General features: G+C 62.5%; 10 protein-coding genes and 1 tRNA gene. 3 read left to right on the top strand and 8 right to left on the bottom strand.

Features of this window, described 5'->3' with window-relative positions:
• The first annotated feature begins 1 nt into the window (after position 1).
• The 3 genes from ihfA (at position 2) to C4J92_RS17060 (ending at position 808) form a co-directional block, all read left to right on the top strand.
• Positions 2 to 304, top strand: a complete 303-nt coding sequence (gene ihfA, locus C4J92_RS17070) for an integration host factor subunit alpha (RefSeq protein WP_002553164.1) — start codon at positions 2 to 4, stop codon at positions 302 to 304.
• Complete coding sequence (locus C4J92_RS17065) at positions 285 to 641, top strand: MerR family transcriptional regulator (protein WP_003219935.1); 357 nt, start codon at positions 285 to 287, stop codon at positions 639 to 641. The genes ihfA and C4J92_RS17065 overlap by 20 nt, the downstream gene beginning before the upstream one ends.
• Before the next feature lie 90 nt (positions 642 to 731).
• Positions 732 to 808, top strand: a tRNA-Pro gene (locus C4J92_RS17060).
• A gap of 563 nt (positions 809 to 1371) precedes the next feature.
• Here C4J92_RS17060 and C4J92_RS17050 read toward each other — a convergent pair.
• From C4J92_RS17050 to C4J92_RS17015, 8 genes are all read right to left on the bottom strand, one after another.
• A complete protein-coding gene (locus C4J92_RS17050) occupies positions 1372 to 2595 on the bottom strand; it encodes a hypothetical protein (RefSeq protein ID WP_124404691.1) in 1224 nt (407 codons plus the stop codon).
• Positions 2592 to 3605 (bottom strand): DegT/DnrJ/EryC1/StrS family aminotransferase, encoded by a 1014-nt coding sequence (locus C4J92_RS17045; RefSeq protein WP_256657420.1) that lies wholly within the window; start codon positions 3603 to 3605, stop codon positions 2592 to 2594. Before C4J92_RS17045 ends, C4J92_RS17050 begins: the two co-directional genes overlap by 4 nt.
• Entirely contained in the window at positions 3581 to 4012 is a 432-nt protein-coding gene (locus tag C4J92_RS17040; protein WP_256657419.1) for a hypothetical protein, read from the bottom strand. Before C4J92_RS17040 ends, C4J92_RS17045 begins: the two co-directional genes overlap by 25 nt.
• Positions 4013 to 4081: 69 nt before the next feature.
• Complete coding sequence (locus tag C4J92_RS17035; RefSeq protein WP_124404690.1) at positions 4082 to 8296, bottom strand: hypothetical protein; 4215 nt, start codon at positions 8294 to 8296, stop codon at positions 4082 to 4084.
• Entirely contained in the window at positions 8290 to 14493 is a 6204-nt protein-coding gene (locus C4J92_RS17030) for a hypothetical protein (protein ID WP_124404689.1), read from the bottom strand. Before C4J92_RS17030 ends, C4J92_RS17035 begins: the two co-directional genes overlap by 7 nt.
• A 16-nt stretch (positions 14494 to 14509) precedes the next feature.
• Positions 14510 to 15868, bottom strand: a complete 1359-nt coding sequence (locus C4J92_RS17025; protein ID WP_124404688.1) for a hypothetical protein — start codon at positions 15866 to 15868, stop codon at positions 14510 to 14512.
• Complete coding sequence (locus C4J92_RS17020) at positions 15865 to 19440, bottom strand: hypothetical protein (protein WP_124404687.1); 3576 nt, start codon at positions 19438 to 19440, stop codon at positions 15865 to 15867. Before C4J92_RS17020 ends, C4J92_RS17025 begins: the two co-directional genes overlap by 4 nt.
• Before the next feature lie 2 nt (positions 19441 to 19442).
• Positions 19443 to 20300, bottom strand: coding sequence for a hypothetical protein (locus C4J92_RS17015; protein WP_124404686.1), 858 nt, complete (start codon positions 20298 to 20300; stop codon positions 19443 to 19445).
• Positions 20301 to 20397: the final 97 nt, after the last annotated feature.

Below are 20397 nucleotides of genomic sequence, written 5' to 3'. Positions count from 1 at the left end.
TATGGGGGCTTTGACGAAAGCTGAGATGGCGGAACGTCTGTACGAAGAGTTGGGTCTGAACAAGCGCGAGGCCAAGGAATTGGTCGAGCTGTTTTTTGAAGAGATCAGGCACGCTCTGGAAGACAACGAACAGGTCAAATTGTCCGGTTTCGGCAACTTTGACCTGCGGGACAAACGCCAGCGGCCTGGCCGCAATCCAAAAACGGGAGAAGAAATCCCGATCACGGCTCGCCGTGTGGTCACCTTTCGTCCAGGGCAGAAGTTGAAGGCCCGAGTTGAGGCTTATGCTGGAACCAAGTCATAACGACGAACTACCCGTCATCCCGGGCAAACGCTACTTCACCATCGGTGAAGTCAGCGAGCTGTGTGCGGTAAAACCGCACGTGCTGCGCTACTGGGAGCAGGAGTTTCCTCAACTCAACCCCGTCAAACGCACTGGGAACCGCCGGTATTATCAGCGCCAGGATGTGCTGATGATCCGGCAGATCCGTGCGTTGCTGTACGACCAGGGGTTCACCATCAGCGGCGCACGCCAGCGCATGTCCGGTGATGAAGCCAAAGACGACACCACCCAATACAAGCAAATGATCCGCCAGATGATCTCCGAACTCGAAGATGTGCTGGTGGTGCTGAAGAAGTGATCCAGGCTTTAAAAATACTTCCACATTTCAAAAGCTTGCGGTATATTCCGGTTCGCTTCGTTAAGAAGCAAACCCAGTAACACGCCTAGTCGGGGCGTAGCGCAGTCCGGTAGCGCACTAGCATGGGGTGCTAGGGGTCGAGTGTTCGAATCACTCCGTCCCGACCATTATTCCTGATCAAAATCAGACGCTTAAGCCGATCAGCTAGATCGGCTTTTTTGTGCCTGCGCGAAACCCGCGTAAAACCTGCGCACACATGGGCAATCTAGACTTCAGTCAGAAGAATGAACCCTCAATCTATTGAGGGCCCTCTAGCCCAGCAGTCTCAAAATCGGCGGGATAGCTGACCTGTGGCCTCTATGCCCACGGGAAGTCCTTGCCGGGCCATGCCTGGGTGGTGGAGTGGATTGATTTGAACTGCTGATTCCACTAGGTGCCGAAACAGCTACCACCCAGAGGATATGGCGATGACTGAAGAAAAGAAGAAAGAGCCCGAGCAGGAAACCCCTGCGCACTCCACTGAGCAAGAGCGTGAGCGCTTGAAGGACTTCAACAAAGACGGCATTCCGCCTGGCGCTTGCTGATCTGTTCGCCACTTGACGCAATAGGCAGGACGTTCTAGCTGGATGGCCTCGACGCCAGGTTCATGACCATCTCATTACTCCGCTGAATGCGACCTGCCTGGTCAGCAGGCCTGGAATGTCCTGCCTTACCTCTTTCTGCTGTCAGTTCAGGAACGCAAAGGACGGCAGGCTTCTTCCAGAACGGCGCGTACAGCCTGGCATAACTCATCGACCCCGGGCTTTTGGCGGAAGTCTCGAAGTTGTTGTTGAAGGGCGGTGAAAGCAGTTCCTTCGACGGTCTTTGCCAGGCTCAGTAGCGGGTCTGGCTGAATGTATTGCAGGTGGTCGGGCGCCATGTACAGCCCATTGAGGTTCTGGTAGTCAGCGTCGATCCAGGCGTACAGGTGATGGTCAAAGCGCTCGGCAAAACGATAGCGGCCAAAGTCCATGATCTGCAACTGCAGGGGCTCGACGCTGGACTTCCCGGCAAGTTGTACATTAACGCCGTCGATCACCAGCGACTTGCCTTGGTTGTTCGCCAGCAGTTGATCCAATCGCTCCGTCACCTGGTTGCTGACCTTAAGTGTTGCGCCGTCGCGCTGCACCTGCAGTTTCCCATTCTCATGGCTGACGTGAAAACGCACAGCGCCACAGCTGCTGGCTGTCAGGCCATAACGCCTGAGACGCAGTTCGGCCTGCATCAAGGCGCCCGCCAGCTCGGGCCCTTGCCAGTAACGTTGCCACTGGCAGCGCGGGCGGGTGCAGGGGCGGCGCAATAACAGGACGGCGGGTTCGGATGGTCGACCGTCATGCCACAAGGCGTCGAAGCCCAGGTCAATAACGGCATAGGTCGGCAGCGGAGTGATCGCCTCTTTTGCATGAGTCATGGCCGCCAACACCAGGTGTTCCATCAGCACTTCATGCAGGGCTTCGGCCAGGGTCAGCAAACCGTTGGAATGGGGAAGCACAGGGGCTTCATCCGGGGGGACACCGAGGCCTTTGACGTCGAATAGCACCTGATCGCTGGAGGGTAAACAAAGCACCGCGGCCCTGCCATAGCGGGGCGGGCGCCAAGCCGGCGTGCGGCGGCCGTCGAGGGCGATCGGGGTGTTGATGCCTTGCGCTGCAGCTTGGCTGCTGGAGATAAAGGCTGCGTTGTCCAGCAGCCAATGGTCGATCTCGATGTGCGAGGACGTGTCCGTAGACGATCCCCAAAGCGTGCCGAAGTCGGCCCGAATCGCTGCATAGTTGGCGAACAAGACACGGGCGTCGGCCACCCCCAGCAGCTGTTCTTCGATTAACGCCTGGCCACTGTCGGCGTAGTCCGCAAGGTGCTGCACTCTTGGGTCGATAGTGAAAGGCTGGGCCAGGTCATGGGTGCGCGGACTCATGGCAGGTCTGCGGCCCAGGCCGCCAGCTGCTGCGGATGCTCGAGGGCAGCCAGGGGGTCGAGCAGTATCCAGTTGCGGTGCAGGTCCAAGGTGGGCCGTGGCCCCTGGGCTACCTCTGCGCGAGTGCCAAGCATGGGTAATTCCCTCAGTGGTCGCGGGGCTGGGGCACAGACGCCGAGGAGATCGGCATAAGGGCTGTAGCGAAGGTGTTCGAAGACCCGGCCGTCGCGGGTGCGGATCGGAATGAATTGCCAGCTGGGTGCCGATGGGGCTTGGGTGATCCAGGGATCCAGACCATATTGACGCAACCGCACCAATAATCCGGGCACCTGCAGCCGCAGTCTTTGGGTTCGCGCCTGGGCCGTTGCGACGGCCTGCATCAGGGCAGGCAGGGCATGGACCGACAAGGGCGGGCTCGACGCCGGGCGTGGTCGCGAACGTTGGCCTGGCGACCAGACATCGATATCGGCATCCACTGGGGTGTCGCCGAACACTGCGCCGCCACCGCCGATATCCAGCGGCTTTCCGCGTCCCAGGGAAGTCACCACCCGTGACGCGCCAGGTCGATTGAGGTCCCAGGCGCCAGCGCTGTCTTCGATGATTGGCATCTGCGGGCCCAGTTGTCGGCGCAGGGCTGGAATATCGCAAGGCAAACCGTATTGATGAACGGCGATTACTGCATCCAGGCTGTTTTTATGACATTCCAAGGCGGCGCTGCTGAGCAGTAACTCAGCACCGTTTTCAATGATGACCGGGACCGCGCCGGTATTGAGAACAGCCGCTACCACCTGATGACAGGTAGCCGCCGGAACCGCCACCCGCCACTCGGTCGTGACACCCAATTGCCGTAGCGCCAGTTCCAGCGCTGCGGTGCCGCTGCCTACCAGGGCTGCGTGACGGCGGGCGTAAAACTGTGCGAGCCAGGACGAGCACGGGAGCCTGTCGGCTTCCCGTGCCCGCCACTGACCATCGGCAGTGCTGGGCGCTACTTGCATTTGTCCATGGCGCACGCGGTCAGGGCCTCAACCTTGCACTTGTCCATGGCGCAGGCGGTCAGGGCTTCAACCTTGCACTTGTCCATGGCGCAGGCGGTCAGGGCTTCAACCTTGCACTTGTCCATGGCGCACGCGGTCAAGGCTTCGGCCCGGGACCCGCCAATGCGCCAACTGGTGAACTTGCTTTGCGCCAGGGTCGCACGCTTGACCACATCCAGGTGCAAGGTGCGGGCATCGTGATCGTTGCACTCAAGGAGAATCTCGTCCTCGGCCACCGCGAAGTGATCATGCAGCAGGCAGAGTCCGAAGCGATCCAGGTTGCCATGGCGCTCCAGTAGCTCATGCAGGTCATTGATGAATTGCACGTCAGACGCGCCCAATGGCGTAGCTTCGGCAAAGGAGGGATTGGTGTGTCCGTTCATAAGGTGTACTCCAATATGTTTGAGTTTAAGCCTGTCAATGTCTTCCACCGTACTCAGTGCGTTTTTGCCTCATAGACCTCCTTGTTCCGGGGGAACCTTGTTGGCCGATATCCAGAGATTTTCGATGCTCAGCAACGGCGGCTGGTTGTCTGAGGGCAATGCTCCCTGTGCCAGTTGGGTCGGATCGTCGGCGCTGAATGCGCGCAGGGTCAGCTCGACCCGGGCGTTGCCCTGGACAGTGACTTTTTCGGCCAGGCGCCAGCGATCGATGGCCTGGCTGAACGTGTTGATGAAGGCGGGCGGGGTGTTCAGCGAAGTGCTCACCGGCAACATCAGCGCGGCCGGCAGCACGGTGCGCGCGACGACTCCCTGCCCGGTGATGTCGTAGCTGTAGCGCCCCTCCATGCCCACCTGGACCGTGGTGCCGTTGCTGCCTGAACCCAGGGCGGCAAAAAACACATTCAAGTAATCCTCCAGACTCGCCTTCGCCACTGGCAGGCTGTCCAGGGAAAAGCTGTCCTGGATGATGTGAGGGCTGATGCTGTCGACAAAACGCACGACCGGTGTGGAGAAGCGGAACACCGGGTTGGTGTGCAAGGTGCCGATCTGCGCGGCGGGGAACAGGATGCGGTTGCGCTCCACCGACAGCGAAGCCCACGCGTCCTGATGATCGAACACATTGAGGGCCGGCAGGCTGGTGCGGCGCTCGTTGACCAGCAGCGCTTGCGCATAATCGAGCCATTTTGCCGGCACGACGTTCTTGAGGCGATAACGGTAGGCAACCGCCCCGGGGATGTCCGGATCGATGACACCCACCGCCTCGTACTGCGTCGGATCTATTTCCACCCGTGGCGCCGGCAGGCTGACCTCGCCCCATTGCGTCAGGGTGGCGCTGATTCGGCCGGTACCTGGATCGTAGCTGGCCGCCACATCGTTGATGGTCATGTCCAGCAGTAGGGTCTCGGCCGCCTTTCGCCCGTCGACCATCACCCAAGTGAGCACCTGGCTGAAGGCGCAGGTAAGGGCTTGGGGAGGCACAAACGCGGTTTTACTGCGAATCGGACTGGCCCAGGCATGGTAGGCATCGGTGACCTCCTGGACGATGTACACGAAGGCCGCCACTGCATGCTGGGCCGCAGCGATTTGCAGCTCGGTCGGCTGGCTGACATTGATCCCGGTGAGGTTTTGCTGCATGGCCACTTCGATGCTCGGGTAAACAGTGACGAACTGGGCCAACGCCGCGACCAGGCTTTTACCGGTGCTGCGCAACGCGCCGTTGGCTGTCGGGGTGTTCAGGGCTATGGCGACGTTGAGGCTGTCCTGGGCGGCACCCCGGACCAGGGAGTCAAAGGCATAAGTCCACTTGCTCAGGTCCGAAGCACTTTGCGCCGGCTGTGCCCAGGCTGTCGCTGTCTGGCGCTGGACCGTCGGGGGTTCAGGCAAGGCTCGCAGCAGCACCGGCAGGTTCATGGTCTGCCCTCCGGCCAAGGGGATCAGCAACGGCCCGCCGATCAATGAGATCCAGTTCGACTGGGTGTAGCCGCTGATCCCCGGGACGCTGCGCACGTCGTGTTCCAGGTGACTGACCTGCAACGCCAGCTCCAGTGGTACATAGCTCCTTGCTGCCTCGTTGCGGGAATTGAACACAAACGCAAGGGCGCTTTCGCCAACCGAAGCCTGCAAGCGAATACGGCCGCTGCCGAAGGCGTAGTTGTCGTTCTCTGTGCCGGGCGTTGACTGAGGGGTACCCGATGCGGTCGGCTGGCCGTACAGCGACAACGTTTGGTCGGTGGCGCTGCCTTGCACGCTGAAGCCGACGATAGCGGTGGTGCTGTAGGCCGAGTACAGCTGGTTGAGCAAGCTCTGGCGCAGTTTTTCAGCCGCTGCGGCCAGGGTTGCGCCGTCTTGCGGACCTGCCGATAGCACCGGTTCCAGGGTGGACGCGATATCGTCAGCCAGTACCTGCTTGGCGCTGAGGATTTTGCCGAGATAACCGTCCTTGAGCGGGTCCTTGCTGCCGAGCAGGGTGTCGAGCAGGAACACCGAGGGGGCATAGGTCGGTGACAGGAAGCCGTCGATGGCCTTGAGGGCTGTTTCGAACCAGAGGTTCTGATCGACGCCCGTGAGGTTGAGTGTCGCCAGGTCATCGCCAGGGAACGGTTGGTCCGGCCGGTAGGTGGGGTAGATCTGCACGCTGTCGGAGGTCAGGCTGTTAGCGATCGGCCGGGCTGCGAAGTAGCCTGGGACCGGATCGATGCGGTAGCGAATACCTGTCGCGCCCTCCTGCTCGGCGAAACGGACGGCCCATAGCGTCTGGCTGCGTCCGTCCGGCGTGCTGCCGGGGTCTGCGGTGCCGCTGCCGACCCGTGTCAGCCAGGCGCCGGGGCGCAGGAACAGCGCCTCGAAGGCTGCGGCGAACACGCTATATCCACTGGTGCTGGCGGTCACTGGATCGGGGACCGGCAGCAGCGTACTGGTCACTGTCACGCCGCCTGCCAGGCCGGCGACATCCGGCGCCACCAGGGTCGAGACCCGCCGCAGGCTGAGGGTCAGGCTCAGGGGCAGGATCGAGCCGGGCGCGAGGCTATCGATATCCACCGCCAGGCACAGGCGCACGGTAGCGGGTGGTGCTGCAGTGGCGCCCTGGATCAATTGCCCGAGGTACAGAATCACCCCGTTGATGTAGTCCAGCAACGGCTGCGACTGGCTGACGTCGAGCTGGCTCAGCGGCTGGGCGAACAGGCTGTTGACCAGTTCCACGCTGACCGCGCGGCCGTTGCACCAGGGCAGGTTCAAGTCCTGGTAGGACTGGTTCAGTTGGTAGTAGATCAGGCTGAACATCTCCAGATCCTTACCGGCCTGGACCTTGATGTCGCCGCCGCCGGCCGGGTCGTAGCTGGAGGTGTCGAGGCTCAGGTGGATAACCAGTTGCACGCCGCCGGCAGCGGCTTCATAGGTGTAGAAGGCGCGGGTGTTGGGCCAGGCCGACAGGGCGATCAGGCGATCGTTGTAGCGCAACGGCAGCGGAGGATGGTTGAGGCTGCCACTGTAGCCGGGCGGTGGCTGCTGGAAGGGCGTCACGGTGATGTTGCCAAAGATGTCCAGCCAGGAGAGGTTCACCTGGGCGAAGCTGCCCACACCTCGATAGGGGTTGTCGGAAGCGGACGGCAGGCCAGGGGCCACCGGCTGCGGGGCGGCATTGCTGGTGGCGCGGCGGGCCAAGCCAAGGGTTTGCTGATAGAAGTACTGGCTGTCCTCGGCCAGGGCGTTGAGGGCCTCGCGTCGGCTCTGCGGGTTGCGCATGGCTCGATGATGGATTTGCGCCTCAAGTTCATCCGCCCCGATGTCCGGCCGCTGTGGCCCGAAGGGCAGGGCCAGGTCACTGGCGCTGTACCAGGGCGAGCCGTCGATGCCTGCACTCAGCACCGAGTAAAGGTTGTACAGGTAGGCACTGGCATAACCGTCCGGGTCCACACTCGGGGAATCCACCGGTGGCGGGTTGTCACGCAGGACACTGAAAGCGGCATTGCCTTGGTTGAACACCGCTTGCAAATCGAAGGTCCGGGTATCCAGCGTCAACGCACTGCCGCTGACCAGCAGCCCGACTACCCGCTCGGCGCCGACCGCCAGTGCATCAAGATCGAGCCCGTAGTAGTCGGCCAGGGACCGCAGGCTGTTGCCCGGTGCAAGGCTGCCGTCAACGACATAGACCAGCGCCGGGATGAACAGCGCCACGCTGCTGGCGGCGCTGACGCCGGGGTTGAGGGCCGCGATCTGCGCGGCGCTGACCGGTTGCAGTGCCCCCACCGAGTAGTAGCGGGCCAGATTGTCGAGGATTGCCGCGGGCACGCCATTGCCTGCGCTGGCGTCGGCCGGCGTCACCAAGTGAATGATGCCGTCTATGGGTACTTGTGCGTTCGTGGTCAGTGTCGCGCCCGGATTGAGTTCGGCAATGCGGCCGGAGCCGATACCGTAGAACGTCGCCAGGCTTTCCAGGCTGTCACTGGCGCGGGTCGGCTGGCTGACGCCGGCGGTGCTGGCCGAGCGCAGGGCCATGTGGCTGCCTTGCTGGATCACCGTATCGGTGGTGACAAAGGCATTGATGAAGTTGCACAGGCGGCCTAGCAGGGCACCCCGTGGATAGGTCATTACCAGGGTCAGGGTCGCCGTGCCACTGTCGTCGAAAATCCCATCGGGCAAGCCGCTGGCGGCGATTACGTCGTAATAGCTCAAGTAGTAGCCGCCCGAACGGACGGTAGACAGTTCCCAGAGCAGTTTTACCACTTCCTGGGGGGATTGAGGATGCCGCGCGGCCCCGCGTCGTCGGCCGTGCGCGGGGTCATCAAGTCGGGTGGCGGGTTGGTTTCGGTCGACAGGTTGGTCTGCGTCAGGAACGCGAGGAAGTCGCTCTGTGCCTGACTCAGCAGGTTGCTGGCCTTGGCATTGCCCTGGGGCATCAGCAGGAACTGGCCGCTGATGATCGACGTACCCAGCTCGCTCACCGCGCTCAACAGGCGCTCCAGTAATTGCGCATCGGTGGCCGAAGGGCCGAGCAGTTGGTAGGTATACGCCAGGCTGCTGCCATCGCTGGCAATGACGCCGGGCTGGGCCTGGGGCAGCCGCTTGATGGTGAAGTCAACCCGGGTCGCGTAGCTGTAGGAGGCTATTTCGCGGCGAGTGGTTTCGAGGGTCGCGGGGTCGGTTGAAACTTCCCAGGGGGTGAAGGCCGGCAGGTAGGGCAGTTGCTGCGAGAGATCAGGCAGTTGCGGGGCGAGACAGCCCACCCGCTGGTTGCTCAGTCGGACCAGGCCATCCGGCAGGGACCAGAGTATCGGTTGCACGCTGGGCGCCTCTTCGGTTGAGGCACGCAGGTTCGGCTGGCAGAGGTCACGCAACTGCTGCAGGTCAGCGGTCGACCACAGGGAGATGCTTTTAACCGCATAGTCTTTCGGGCTGCGGGCAACGGTCGGCAGCAGGCTGATGCTCGGTGCCGGCTGGAACTTGCCGTGTTGCGCGTAGGCCAGTACCACGCAAAGGTTGCTGTAGGCCTCGTTCAGGTTCATTGAGCCGCTGCTGCCGCCGGCGATCGTTACGAACGACAAGTCGACACCATGGCTGCTGGCGTCCCGGCTCAGGCTGATGGGGAAGTCAGTCCCGGGCATCTGGTCGGTTGGCGTGGGGAACTGCTGGCCGGTCAGTTGATAGAGACCATAGGCGCTCTGGTTGTTTGGGTAGAGAAATTGCGCGCCCAGGCTCAGGCCGCCCATGCCCGCCGGGTTTGACGGCAGGCGCAGGCCATAGGCCAAAAAGCGTGAAAGCATGCCGGCCAATTGGGCCAGTTGATCGGTGCCCACCACCACGGCCCACAGGTCTTGGGTAAAGAGGCTGTCGAGGGCTGTCAGGGTGATCTGTTGCGTGGCAAATAGCGGTCCGACACTGACGTTGCCGGACAGCGGATCGCTGAACAGGGCCATGGCACTCACGCCAAAGCGTGCGCCGCTGCTGTTCAGGCTGTCGCCGGTGGCGGTCTGGTACGCCAGGCTCGGCAGCAGCAACGGTTGGCCTGGCAACAGCAGGTCGGCCATGATGTAGAGCGCGCTGTCCCTGGCCAGTGCGGGCAGGTCGATTCCCAGGGCCCTGGCCAGGCTGTTGAACGTTTCTCCGGGGCCCGTGGTGTATTGGTGAATGTCGTCGCCCACCATCAGGCTGATGAGTTGACCGGCGGCAATCACCGTCGAGTTGCCGTTGGCCAGGATCAAACCCGCCGCAGTGGTCGTCCAGCGGGCTGGCACGGCGCTGTCGGACCAGGCCCGTGCGACGCTTGCCAGGGTGTCGCTGCTTTGCAGGGTATAGGCGGGCAGGGGGATGTTCAGAGTCAGCCCACCGGTCAAGGCGACTTCGGCATTGGGCCGGACAATATCGTCGAGGGTCAGGCTGTTGCCACGTGCTTCATTGGTCCATTGCAGAATCTGCTCGATGGAGTTGCCGTTGGCCGTGGCATAGGCGTAGTCGTCAAAGGCATTGAGGGCGACCTGCAACAGTTGCCGGCCGATAACCATGAAGGCATCGGTAAAAATCACGGCCGCCATCGATTCATTGGCATCGTCTGCAGCGCGCAGCGGCGGCGCGCTGCGCTCATCCTTGGCCGTGACAACGGCCGCCAGTTCCTTGAATAACTGCGCGACGTTGCTGCGATAGGTGCTGTTGGTGCCCACGTACTGGAGAAAGTCCAGGGTCGCGCTACCGGCGTTCGCCAGGGGGACGTTCAGGGAAAGGCCGTCGAAGACCGGGAACAGCACCGAGCCGGCCTCCAGCACCTGCTTGATCTGCGCCTGGTTGGCAGCGTCGGGCAACGTGATGCTGACGTCGAAGGACGACAGGAACGTCAACAACTCGCTGATGCCGAACGGCGGGTTGGCCAGGTCGGCAAGGCGTTCGATATCCACCTCCAGCAGGGCCTTGTCCACCAACGTGCCGAGGATGTCGGCCAGGGTGTCCTGCTCGCTTCTGGCTGAGCCCAGGGTGCCGATCAGCCACGGCAGGTAATCGGCGCACAAACGCTCGAAACTGCTGGAGCCAACCGCCTGCCGTGTCTGTTGCGTCGGGGACGGTGCGTCCATGGTCAACAGGAACACGAAAGCACCTTGCTGGCCGCTGTAGCTGTTCACGCCTTCGTTGCACATCACGGTGAATTGCGGCGTCGCGTACAGGTTCAATGCCGGCTTGGTTGCACTGCGCGACACCGACATTGCCTTGGGTGTGACGGCCCGTCGCTGGCCGGCGAGCTGCAGATGCCGAGCCTGGCGAGCCAGCAACGCGGTTGGCTCGGCCCAGGGAGCCGGGCCGCTGTTGAGGGCATTGATCTCGAAGCGCGCCGAGACGTCGGCATGGAATGAAAAGCTGATGCTGAAACTGAACAATCCCAGGTCGATCTTGACCTTGACGCTGACTTCCACTGTGGCTCGGGCCGCGATAGGAATTGGCATGTAGCTCTCGTACGTCAGCGAGAGCGACAGGGTGATGCGCACGTTGACCGCCGCCGAAATAATCGCGAAGTCGATGCTGCCGTAGAGCAGGCCGATGACCCCGACTGTGCCCTGGATCTTGAAGTAGTAGTCGTCCTGCACACTGCTGTTGGCCGTGACCAGCGCGGTGGACGGGCGATAGGCGTGAAAGGCGGCGATAGTGCCCTCCAGGATGCCGAATACCGTCAGCGCGAAGCCGGCCTTGAGCGGCCCTTTGACGAAGTTGTAGCCCAGGCCCAGTTGCAGGCCCAGGCCGAAGACAATCACCGGGTCGAAAGTGCCCTGGGTGGTCTTCGGTACCTGGGTCGCGGTGACCGACGAGAGCTTGCCCAGGTAGAAACCACCGGCACCCAGCACTGGCACGCCGTAGACGATCGCGCTAATCGAGAACGAGCGGCTGAAGTCGAGATTGTAGGGGAAGCCGATGTCGATGAAAAAATCGCCATTGGTATAGATCTTCACTCCGATCTCCGGCAGCACGATCGATACCGCACCGAAGTTCAGGTTGCGGATGCTGTCGGGAAAGGTCCATTCGATCTGGTAGACGCCCACATCGTCGGTGATTTTCTTGTAGAGGATGTCGAGCACCAGATTACCCAGCGCCTTGGCCTTCTCTCCGGCAAGGGCCAGGCGCAGGCCGTAGAGGTTGGGGTCGTTGAATACCAGCATCAGGTCGACGGTCCAGTCCTTGCCGGTCTTGAGCAGCAACAGTTGCCCGGCGATCAGCCAGTCGCTGTTGCGGTTGTAGTACGGCGTGCCCTTGGTACCGCTGTCGCCAGGGTTCAGCGGGTTGCTGGAACCGGTGGTTGAAGGCACCGCTTTCAAGGCGTCGATCACCGCTTTGGTATTGGCGAAGCTGTCGTAGCCACTGATGGCCACGCGTTGGCCAAGTACCAGCAACGGTAGGCTGAAATAGTCCGTACCTTGGCCCGGAACCGAAGGCAGCTTGTCCACGGGCTGACCTTTCTGGGGATCGAGCAGGTTGCTCCAGTCCTGTTGTTCCTCGGGGTTGTTGCCTTTGAACACCGAGGAGCCGTCGATGCCCAGGGTGATTTTGTCAACGCCGTCGACCTTCTTGCGCTCGAACACCAGGCCGTCGATGCTCATGAAGCCCAGGTCGATCTTGCTCGCCAGGGTGTATTTGGCGGCGATGGTCGGCGTGCTGCCGTTGCTGGTTTCCAGGCTGATGACCAGCGACAGGCCGTCGAGGGAAACCTGGTTGAGCACGTCCCAGGGTGAGTCCAGCGTGAAGTAGGGGTCGCCCAGGGACTGCATGAGTTTCTGGATCAGACGCCCCAGGCTCCAGTTTTTCAGGGTGAAGGTCAGGGTTTTTTTGTCGACCTGATAAATCGCCGTCAAGCCTTCCCAGGACAGGCTCAATTGGGCATTGCTGCCCTGATTGTCGGGTGCAAAGCTATAGCCCAGCAGCACGCTGTCGTTGAGGAAGCTGAAATCCCACAGCGTAGTGGCGCTGCCACTGTACTGCTGCTGGGCGGGTTTGCTGGCGTCGTAGCTCAGGCTCAGGGTGGCCATGGTGTCGACGCTGAAGGCCTGGCCCAGGTTGAAGGTCCAGCGCAGGCTACCGGCGACGGTGTAGCGGTCGATCGGCGTCGCACCGGTGGCAAGAGTGGCGTCCACCTCAAGCGTGTCGACCAGCAGGGTGCCGGGCAGGAAGTCGGGGAATGTGAAGGCGCCACCGAAGCTGAGGAATTGGCTGACCAGCTGTTGCACATCCACCGGTTGCGCCAGTCGTGCGGCGACGGTCCAGGTGGCTGGGGACTCGGTGCCGTCATAGTCGATGCTGGCGTTGGCGAAATACGGCCCGATGCCAACCAGTCCGCCGATGCCTGCCTGGTAAGTGGTGACCGGCGCGGTATTGGCGACACCGCTGGCACTGGTGGGGGTGGTGGCCTTGATATAAAGCTGACCGTCGGTGACCGAGAGTATCGGCAGGCCGTCGAGCGTGAACAGGTTCAGGTCCAGTTCGAAGCCGGCGTTGAAGGCGTAGCTCTTGGCGCCCACGTCAAGGCTCAGGCCTACGTCGGACAGCGAGGCATCGACGAAGCTTTCGGGAATGCGGATCAAACCCAGGGTGAGCGCGGCAATCAGGTCGTTGAGATTGGCGGTACCGTCGAAACGTGCAAGCAACTGGAGGTCGGAATTGAATTGGACGAAGAACAGGCCGTTTTCGCCGGTGGTCTTGCCCTTGAACACCTCGGGCAACAACAGGAACTGGGTCTGGAACAGAAAACTATAGGCACTGCCCTGGGGAAGATAGTTGATGCCCCATACCAACTCGAAATCGGTGACGCCGAAAACCAACTGGTTGGTCGGGTCCTGCAAGGGGACCCAAGGGTGCTCGACATTGATCACCGTCGGGTCTGCGCCCAAGGTCACGCTGGCGCTGCTCAAGGCCAGGCTGGGGCTGGTGGTGCCGCTGAGGCTGAGGCTGCGCAGGCCGATCCCGGAGAGAAACTGCTGCAGGACCGGTGGCGTTCCCGTGAAAAAACTGCCTTTGTTGTCCAGCAGGCCGATGACCGTGGCCGGGGTCAACAGGGCGCTGCCGTCGTCGCTGTGACCGAGGTAGAAATTGAACGCGTTGCCATTGTTGATCTGGGCCAGGGCGCGCATCTGGTAGTCGATGGATTGACCGCGCTGGTCCGTCAGGCTCAGGTCGAGGCCCAGATACAGGCTGACCTGCTGGTCGTAGAAGGCTTGCGCCGGGTCGTCGCCGTCCTGCAGTTCCGGTGGGCCGATGATCAACCCGAAAACCGGTGCATCGACACTCAGGTACATCAGTTTCAGGCCGCTGTCCGCGCCGAGGAAAGGCGCCTGCAGGGTCGTGGTCGGCATGAAGATATCGATCCCGTCGACCTTGGCGAAATCCATGCTGCCGCTGAAGGGCAGGGCCAGGGTTGGAAAGCCCAGGCCCTGCACCACCGCGACCGCATTGCTGAGCTGGGCGGGCGGCGTCAGGTTGGCGGCAAAACCCTGGCAAGGACCCAGGTTGTCATTGAAGGTGAACACCGCGTTGCTGATCACGGCCCACTTGAAGGGAATCCCGGTGGCAAAACTCGACAGATCGGACCAGCTCCAACTGGCCGGCGTGGTGACGATCTCCAGGCTCAGGGCCTGCGCGCCGTCGATGCCCCTCAGGCCGAAGGTCAGCACCAGCCCCTGCTGCACGTCCTGTTGCAGAAACCGCGCACTGACGCCCGTGACCTTGAACGTCTGGCTGGTCGGGTTCAGCGGTTGCACGCTTTGCGCGGTCAGGCTGATCGACAACCCGGCGACAGACGATTGGAAGGCCGCGTTGAGGTCGCTGTCCAGGCTGTCGGAAACGCTGACCCCGGCATCCGCCAGGCCTGCGATCAGGTAGTCACGGGTGAGGAGGATCGGGGCGCCGGCATCGCGAGTCAGTGCCGCGGCGAGGTTGCTCAGTGGGTTGTTGGCCATCTGTCTTCTCCTTGAATCAGACCGTCACGAACAGGGCCAGGTGATCGCTGGTGGAGCGGATGTGCCCCATGTTTCGCCAGCCACGAAAACGTTGCCGGTCGCCAGCGGCGAATGCCGGCGCCGGTGATAGCGGCCAGCCGAGCGGAGGCGCCTGGAAATCGCTGGCGATCGCCACCATGCCCACGGGCGCACCGCCAGGCGCGGGGTTGACCACATTCAGCGGCGTGCCGACCACGGTGTTGGCGATGGTGAAGTTCCCGGCCGCGCCGCCACGTACCAGGATGTTGTCGATCGAATACAGGTTGCTGCTGCTCGACGAGCCGATGTAGCGGTAACCCGGATAAGGCACGGCGCCCACGTTGGTCGACCAGAAGATCGTCGATTTCTTGCTCTTGAGGTGGGTGGCGAAATAGCCCATGTAGGCATCCAGGGCCGGAGGCGGGGCCGCAGCCGGTGGCTGCAGTTGCAGGGCGTAACCCAGGCCTGTGAGCGGGGCGTAGCGCAGTGGATCATTGCCGGTCTGGCTCAGCAGGTTGACATTGAAATCACCGGTGATGATCCGGGTTTCCAACGCGCCCAGGGCGGCGCTGATGTCACGCACGTTGGCCAGACCGTTGAGGTAGGCATTGGCCGCCACGTACTGCGGCGGCGAATGGATGGCAAACAGCGTGAGGTTGCGCTGCACCACCACGGGCGGGCCGTCGACGGTTTCACAGAACGTCACCATATAGGGTTCGCGCAGGCCGCCATAGTTGAGGGGCGCGCCGAGGTTATCGACGAAATCGACCCGCGCCGCGCACCGGCTTTCGGACAGGTTGCCGGGGTTCAGGGCGGTAGGGGGAATAGCGCGACCGGCGACGGTAAAACAAGCGTTGGACTGCAGCGGCGGGTAGTTGCCGGCGGCGGGCGCGGGCAAAACGGTGGGGTTGAAGCTGATGCCATTGCCCGCCGGTGACCAGGCGTTGGGGCCGGTGAACAAGCGTCTGCCGGCCGCCACGCCGGGGCCCGCCGGGATCACCGGTTTGTAGAACACCGCGACGCCCTCGGCTCGCCCGGCCTGGCCGACCACCAGGGGCGGCACCAGGTTCCAGGTAAGCCCGGTCAGGTTGCGGATGCGCAACAACAGCTCCACGCAACCTTGCCAGCCGCCGGTTGGGGAAATCAGTGAGCCCGGGCCGTGGCTCGGGCCGCTGGCGGTCTCTACCACCACGAAGATGTCCGGGTTGAAGGCGGTGATATGGGCCAGGATCAGCGCCAGTCGGTCCGCAGCGTTCAGGTCGGGAATGAACGCCCCGGCGCGGTTCCGCTTGGTGCTCAAGGGGCGGATCTTGTTATAGCCGAAGCTCTCTATGTTCCAGTACAGGACGCGCGTCATGAGGCGATCTCCGATGGCCCGGTCAGTGCCGGATGCGTGGACGTATCCGGCGTCAGGGCCAGCAGGCGTTCGGTGTCGCTGTCCGGATCTTTGACGTAGGCGGCATACCAGCCCAGGCTGCCGGAGGACCGAGGGTCGCCAAACAGGAAAAACTGCAGGGTCGCCCCCGGGGGCAACTTGGCGATGCCGAGGATCTTGATGCCGATATCGGTCAGTTGCAGGTTGAAGAATTTCGCCTGCGGATCGGGCTGCCCCGGGATGGTCTGGTAGAGCAGTTTGATCGGTCCGGTGGACACCTTGATGATTCCCTGCAGGGAAAACACGCTGGCGGATGGCGCGGCGCCCGGCAGGCTCAAGCCAACGAAGAGCATGGGGTTGGCGTCGGTGCTCTGGCTGTCGGGCGACCAGGCAACCAACAGGTCGGACTCGAAACCAGCGCCCGAGACCAGGGCGCCGGGCGATCCCATGGTGACTTTGTAGACAATGCCCGACCAGGCTCCGGACATAGGCTTGAGCGACAGGTTCTCCGGCAGGACCGGGAGAAAACCGTAGTCCGCGGGTTTCTTCTGTTCCGGCGCCTGGATGAATTGCTTGAGCTGCAGGGTCAAACCTTTGTAGAGGCTTTTGCCGCGAACCTGGCTGGTGACCGGATCGAATCCCAGGTTGCCGGGATTGAAGCTGAAGCTCACGGCGTTGGGTGTGGCGCTGGGAAAACTCATGCCGATCTGCAGGTTGGTATAAGCCAGGCCCTCGTTGCTCGCACTCCCGTCTTCGCTGCCAAAGGACAACAGGTCGAATGGCCCGGAGGAGGTCTCGAGCAGGGCGAAGTCCAGCTTGCCCCACAACAGGAAACGACTGGCGGTGGTGACGCCGCTGTCCGGGCTGCCCAGGGTGTTGAACTGGATGCGATTGACGGATGCGGCCGGCAGCACGTTGCTGTCCAGGTTGAACAGGTAGCTCTGGCTTTGTTCGAAGACATAGGTGGTGGTGTCGTTTTGTTGCAGGGCGCTGCCGTCGAGGACCATGGCATTTACGGCACTCGGATCTTCGGCGCGTCGTGTGGCCTGGATCGCTGAACCGAACAGACGGTCCAGGCTCAGTTGGATACGACTGTTGAAGGTCACCAGCCTGGACTGACGAAACAGTGCCTGGAGCTGGAGGACGCTGAAGGCATAACCTTCGGTCGTGGCCAGGGCGATGGGCATGTCGGCGTCCGCGCCGTTGGCCCGGGCCTGTTCATAAGCCGGATTCTGATAGTCGATCAGTCCGAAGAGGTTGGAAATGCCCTGGATATCCAAGGTGTCGTCCTGATGGCTGATGCGACTGACGCTGGCGCCGAAGTGGTGGGCGAGAAAGCGGCTGTAATCGATGCCGGCGGCGATCCCGGCCAATTGCTCGGGGAGGCTGTCCAAGGGCAGGTCGGCATTGAGCACCATAAAGCCTTTCCATTCGGGGTCGTTGACCTGGGCGACGAAGTCCGCATAGAGGCTGTCCGGTGTGGCGGCGGCCTTGAGCTCGGCGGCGCTGATGAAGTCCTGCAGCCACTGGGACAAACCGGTGTAGGCCAGGGTCTCAAGCCCCGGCACCAGGTCTGCGGTTTTCGAGAACGTCTCGGGCAGGGTCCAGCGGTTGGGATTGTCGATGCGCTCTTTCAGGCTGCCACTGCAATATTTCATGATCAGCACATTGCGGTAGCTGGTGGTTTGCACGCCGGCACCGATATTGGCGATGAAGTGCCAGCCGGCGATCTCCAGGTGGTTGCTGAACGTTGCGCCCTGGGTGAAAAAAGGTTGCGGGTTGACGCCGACGAGAAATAACTGATTGGTTTGCAGCGCCTCGTGCAGCGCCTCGGTGGGCTGTTCGAAGGCAAAATCCAGCATGCTCTCGGCAGATTTCGAGCGTGCCAGCAGCACTTTGCGGTAGCCGATACCGTCCGGGTCCAGGTCCACCAGCAAGCCTTGCGGTGTGGTCGCCCGGTCGGGTTTTTCGGCCGCGCCAGCCGGGCCCCGTTGCAGGCGTTTGAGCCGTGCGGTCCGCCTGCCCGGCAGGGTGGCGGCGCTGATCAGGCTCTTGCGCGAGGCGGCAAGAATCTCGCTCTCGAACTGGGTCAGGTTGACGCCCGTTGTATTGGGCATGCCGGCATACGGCACCAGCGGGAAGGCGAAGCCTGGGGTTTGCGGGAGCGGTGTGCGTGGCGCGGCGGGGGCCAGCATCACGGTGTCGCCAGCGGCCGCGGCCTGGCCATAAAGCGGGCTGCCGTCGGGCTGTGCGCTGTAGGCCGGGATAGAGGCGCCGGCAATCAGGCTGCTCCAGGAGGTCCGGTAGTCGCCGGTCAGCAGGGCGGTGACCGCGCCGCTGGTGGGGGACACCAGGCTGCTGGTCGGGAATGGAAAGATGGGTGCATACGCCGATTGAGCGGCGAGCAGGCGTATGCGGTCATTTTCGGTGGGGCTGGCCGCGGGATTGTAATTGGAAAAGCTCAGCCATTCGGTACCGAAGATGCCGCACAACAGCGATTGCCCGACGGCGGCGGGAAGGGTCGGCACACTCAAGCCATAGTCACCGCTCAGGGTGAGGCTGTAGCTCGCACCATCATCGCAGAACACCAGGCTGGCCGCGTGGGGCAGGGGCCAGCCATTGGCATCGAGGCCATTGAGCGGGACCAGATTGATGGGGTTGCCGGCAGTGCTGCGCCATTGACTGGGCAGCGAAGTGCTGCCGGCAGCGGCGAAGGTTAGGCCGGTTCGGATCAACCCGGCGGCCAGTTGCGTCGCACTGATGTGCTGGTTCAGCCGGTCCAGCGGGTCGAGGACACCGCCCATGTTCAACGTGGCCGACATGCCGATCGGGTTGAACACCGGGTAGTTGAGCAGGGTGTTGCCGTTCCCGGTGTTGACCACATAGGCAAAGCCGGTCTGGAAATACCGCAGCGCAGCCACGGGGTTGTAGGTCAGGGCATAAACCAGGCTTGCGGCCTGGCTACCGTCCAGCGGTATATAGGCCAACGGCTGCAGCGGGGGAGTCAGTTGCAGGCCGCTGTCTGCCTGCAGTTTGTCGTTGAAGCCCATGCTGATCCCGGTACTGGACTTCAGGCGCAACGCGTTGAGGTCGGCATCGTATCTGACGAAGGTGCCGAAGTTGATGAAGAAGGTCAGGCGATCGCCGAGCTTTATGTTGAGGTTGTTCTGCACTTGGCAGGACGTCCCCAGGCTGATGCGCAACCCATAGTCGTTGAAGCGTTTGGGCGCCGGCAGGTTGCTGCCCGGCAACCAGAGCAGCGCCCTGCCGACGAAGTTGCGCTGCTCGACGGCAAACAGAAAGGCATAGAGGGCGGTGACAAACGCCGACGGGTCGCTGCTTAGGCTGACCGGCTCGCTGGGGGCGAACAGGTAATGGCCGGCTTGCTTATCGAACGCATCGGCAGGGCTCAGGCTGGCCGGCAAATCGGCGGGTAGGGTGCCTTGGGGCATCACGTAGCCGCGCCAGCCATAACCACTGTCATTGGGCAGCGCATAGGCCGCGCTGTTGGCAATTTGCTGATAGTCGGATGGGGTGGTGGCGCGGCTGGTCATGTCTATCCCCTGCAATTGTCGGCACGGCCACGAATCCACGACCAGTCGGCGATGCTGCCGGCGTAGTGGTTGGGCAGGTTATGGCCGGACTGGAAAGTGCCATCGAGGCTGAGCTGCCCCCGCTGTTCCTGGGTGGCGGGACGAAACGACAAGGCCCCTCCCTGGATATGCACCGGCCCGACGCTGGATTTGCGCAGGGTCACGGGGGTGGCGGTGGCCATGACGGTGTAGCGGTCGATCAGGTTCGTGGCGTAGTAGAAGCTCACTTGGGCCGTCAACGCGTTGCTGCTGTCGGGTTTGTAGGGATCAAGCAGTTCCACGGTCACTTGCAGGTCCGGCAACAAGGGTTGGCGGTAGTGGGCAATCACGCTGGTGGTTGGGCTCTGCCAGCGGATAAGGTCGCCGCGATAGGCTTGCGCGCTGTCCTTGTTGTCCTCGTGCGTGCCTTCGATATTGAAGTCGGCGAGCACATGCGAAGTGTTCGGAGGGGCACAGAAAAATGCGCCCAGGCTGCCACGTATCCGTTGCCCATCGCTGGCCAGGTCAAAGGTGGCAGTGGGTGTGTCGGCCGTCATGCTCAACCCGGTCAGGCCAGCGCCGCCCATGGACAGCTCGGCGTTCACCCGGGCCTCGCGACTATCGACGACCAGTACGAACAGCACCGGGCCGACCTGACGGCTGACGTTCATGCCGGGCAGCAGTATCGGCCCTGGCAGGCAGGGTGCCGGGTTCGCCGAAGAGGCGGAAGGAGCGGGAACGAGGTCGGCGCAGCCCGAGGTCAGGGAGGCGTACTCGACGCTGGAAAAAGTGTGGCTGAACCCGTCAGGCAAAGCCGTCGGCGCATGTCTGCCGGTCGCCATTACCCACAGGATGGTTGCCAGAATCGCGCCCAGTGTTAACCAGCAAACCCGGGTATAAAGCATCCGATGCTTTGTCACGCGAGGGTACCGTCCATGT

Source organism: Pseudomonas sp. R3-18-08, from assembly GCF_003852065.1.
Taxonomy (GTDB): domain Bacteria; phylum Pseudomonadota; class Gammaproteobacteria; order Pseudomonadales; family Pseudomonadaceae; genus Aquipseudomonas.
Note: the sequence above shows the minus strand (reverse complement) of the source record. Positions and strands in the feature narration are given on the sequence as shown.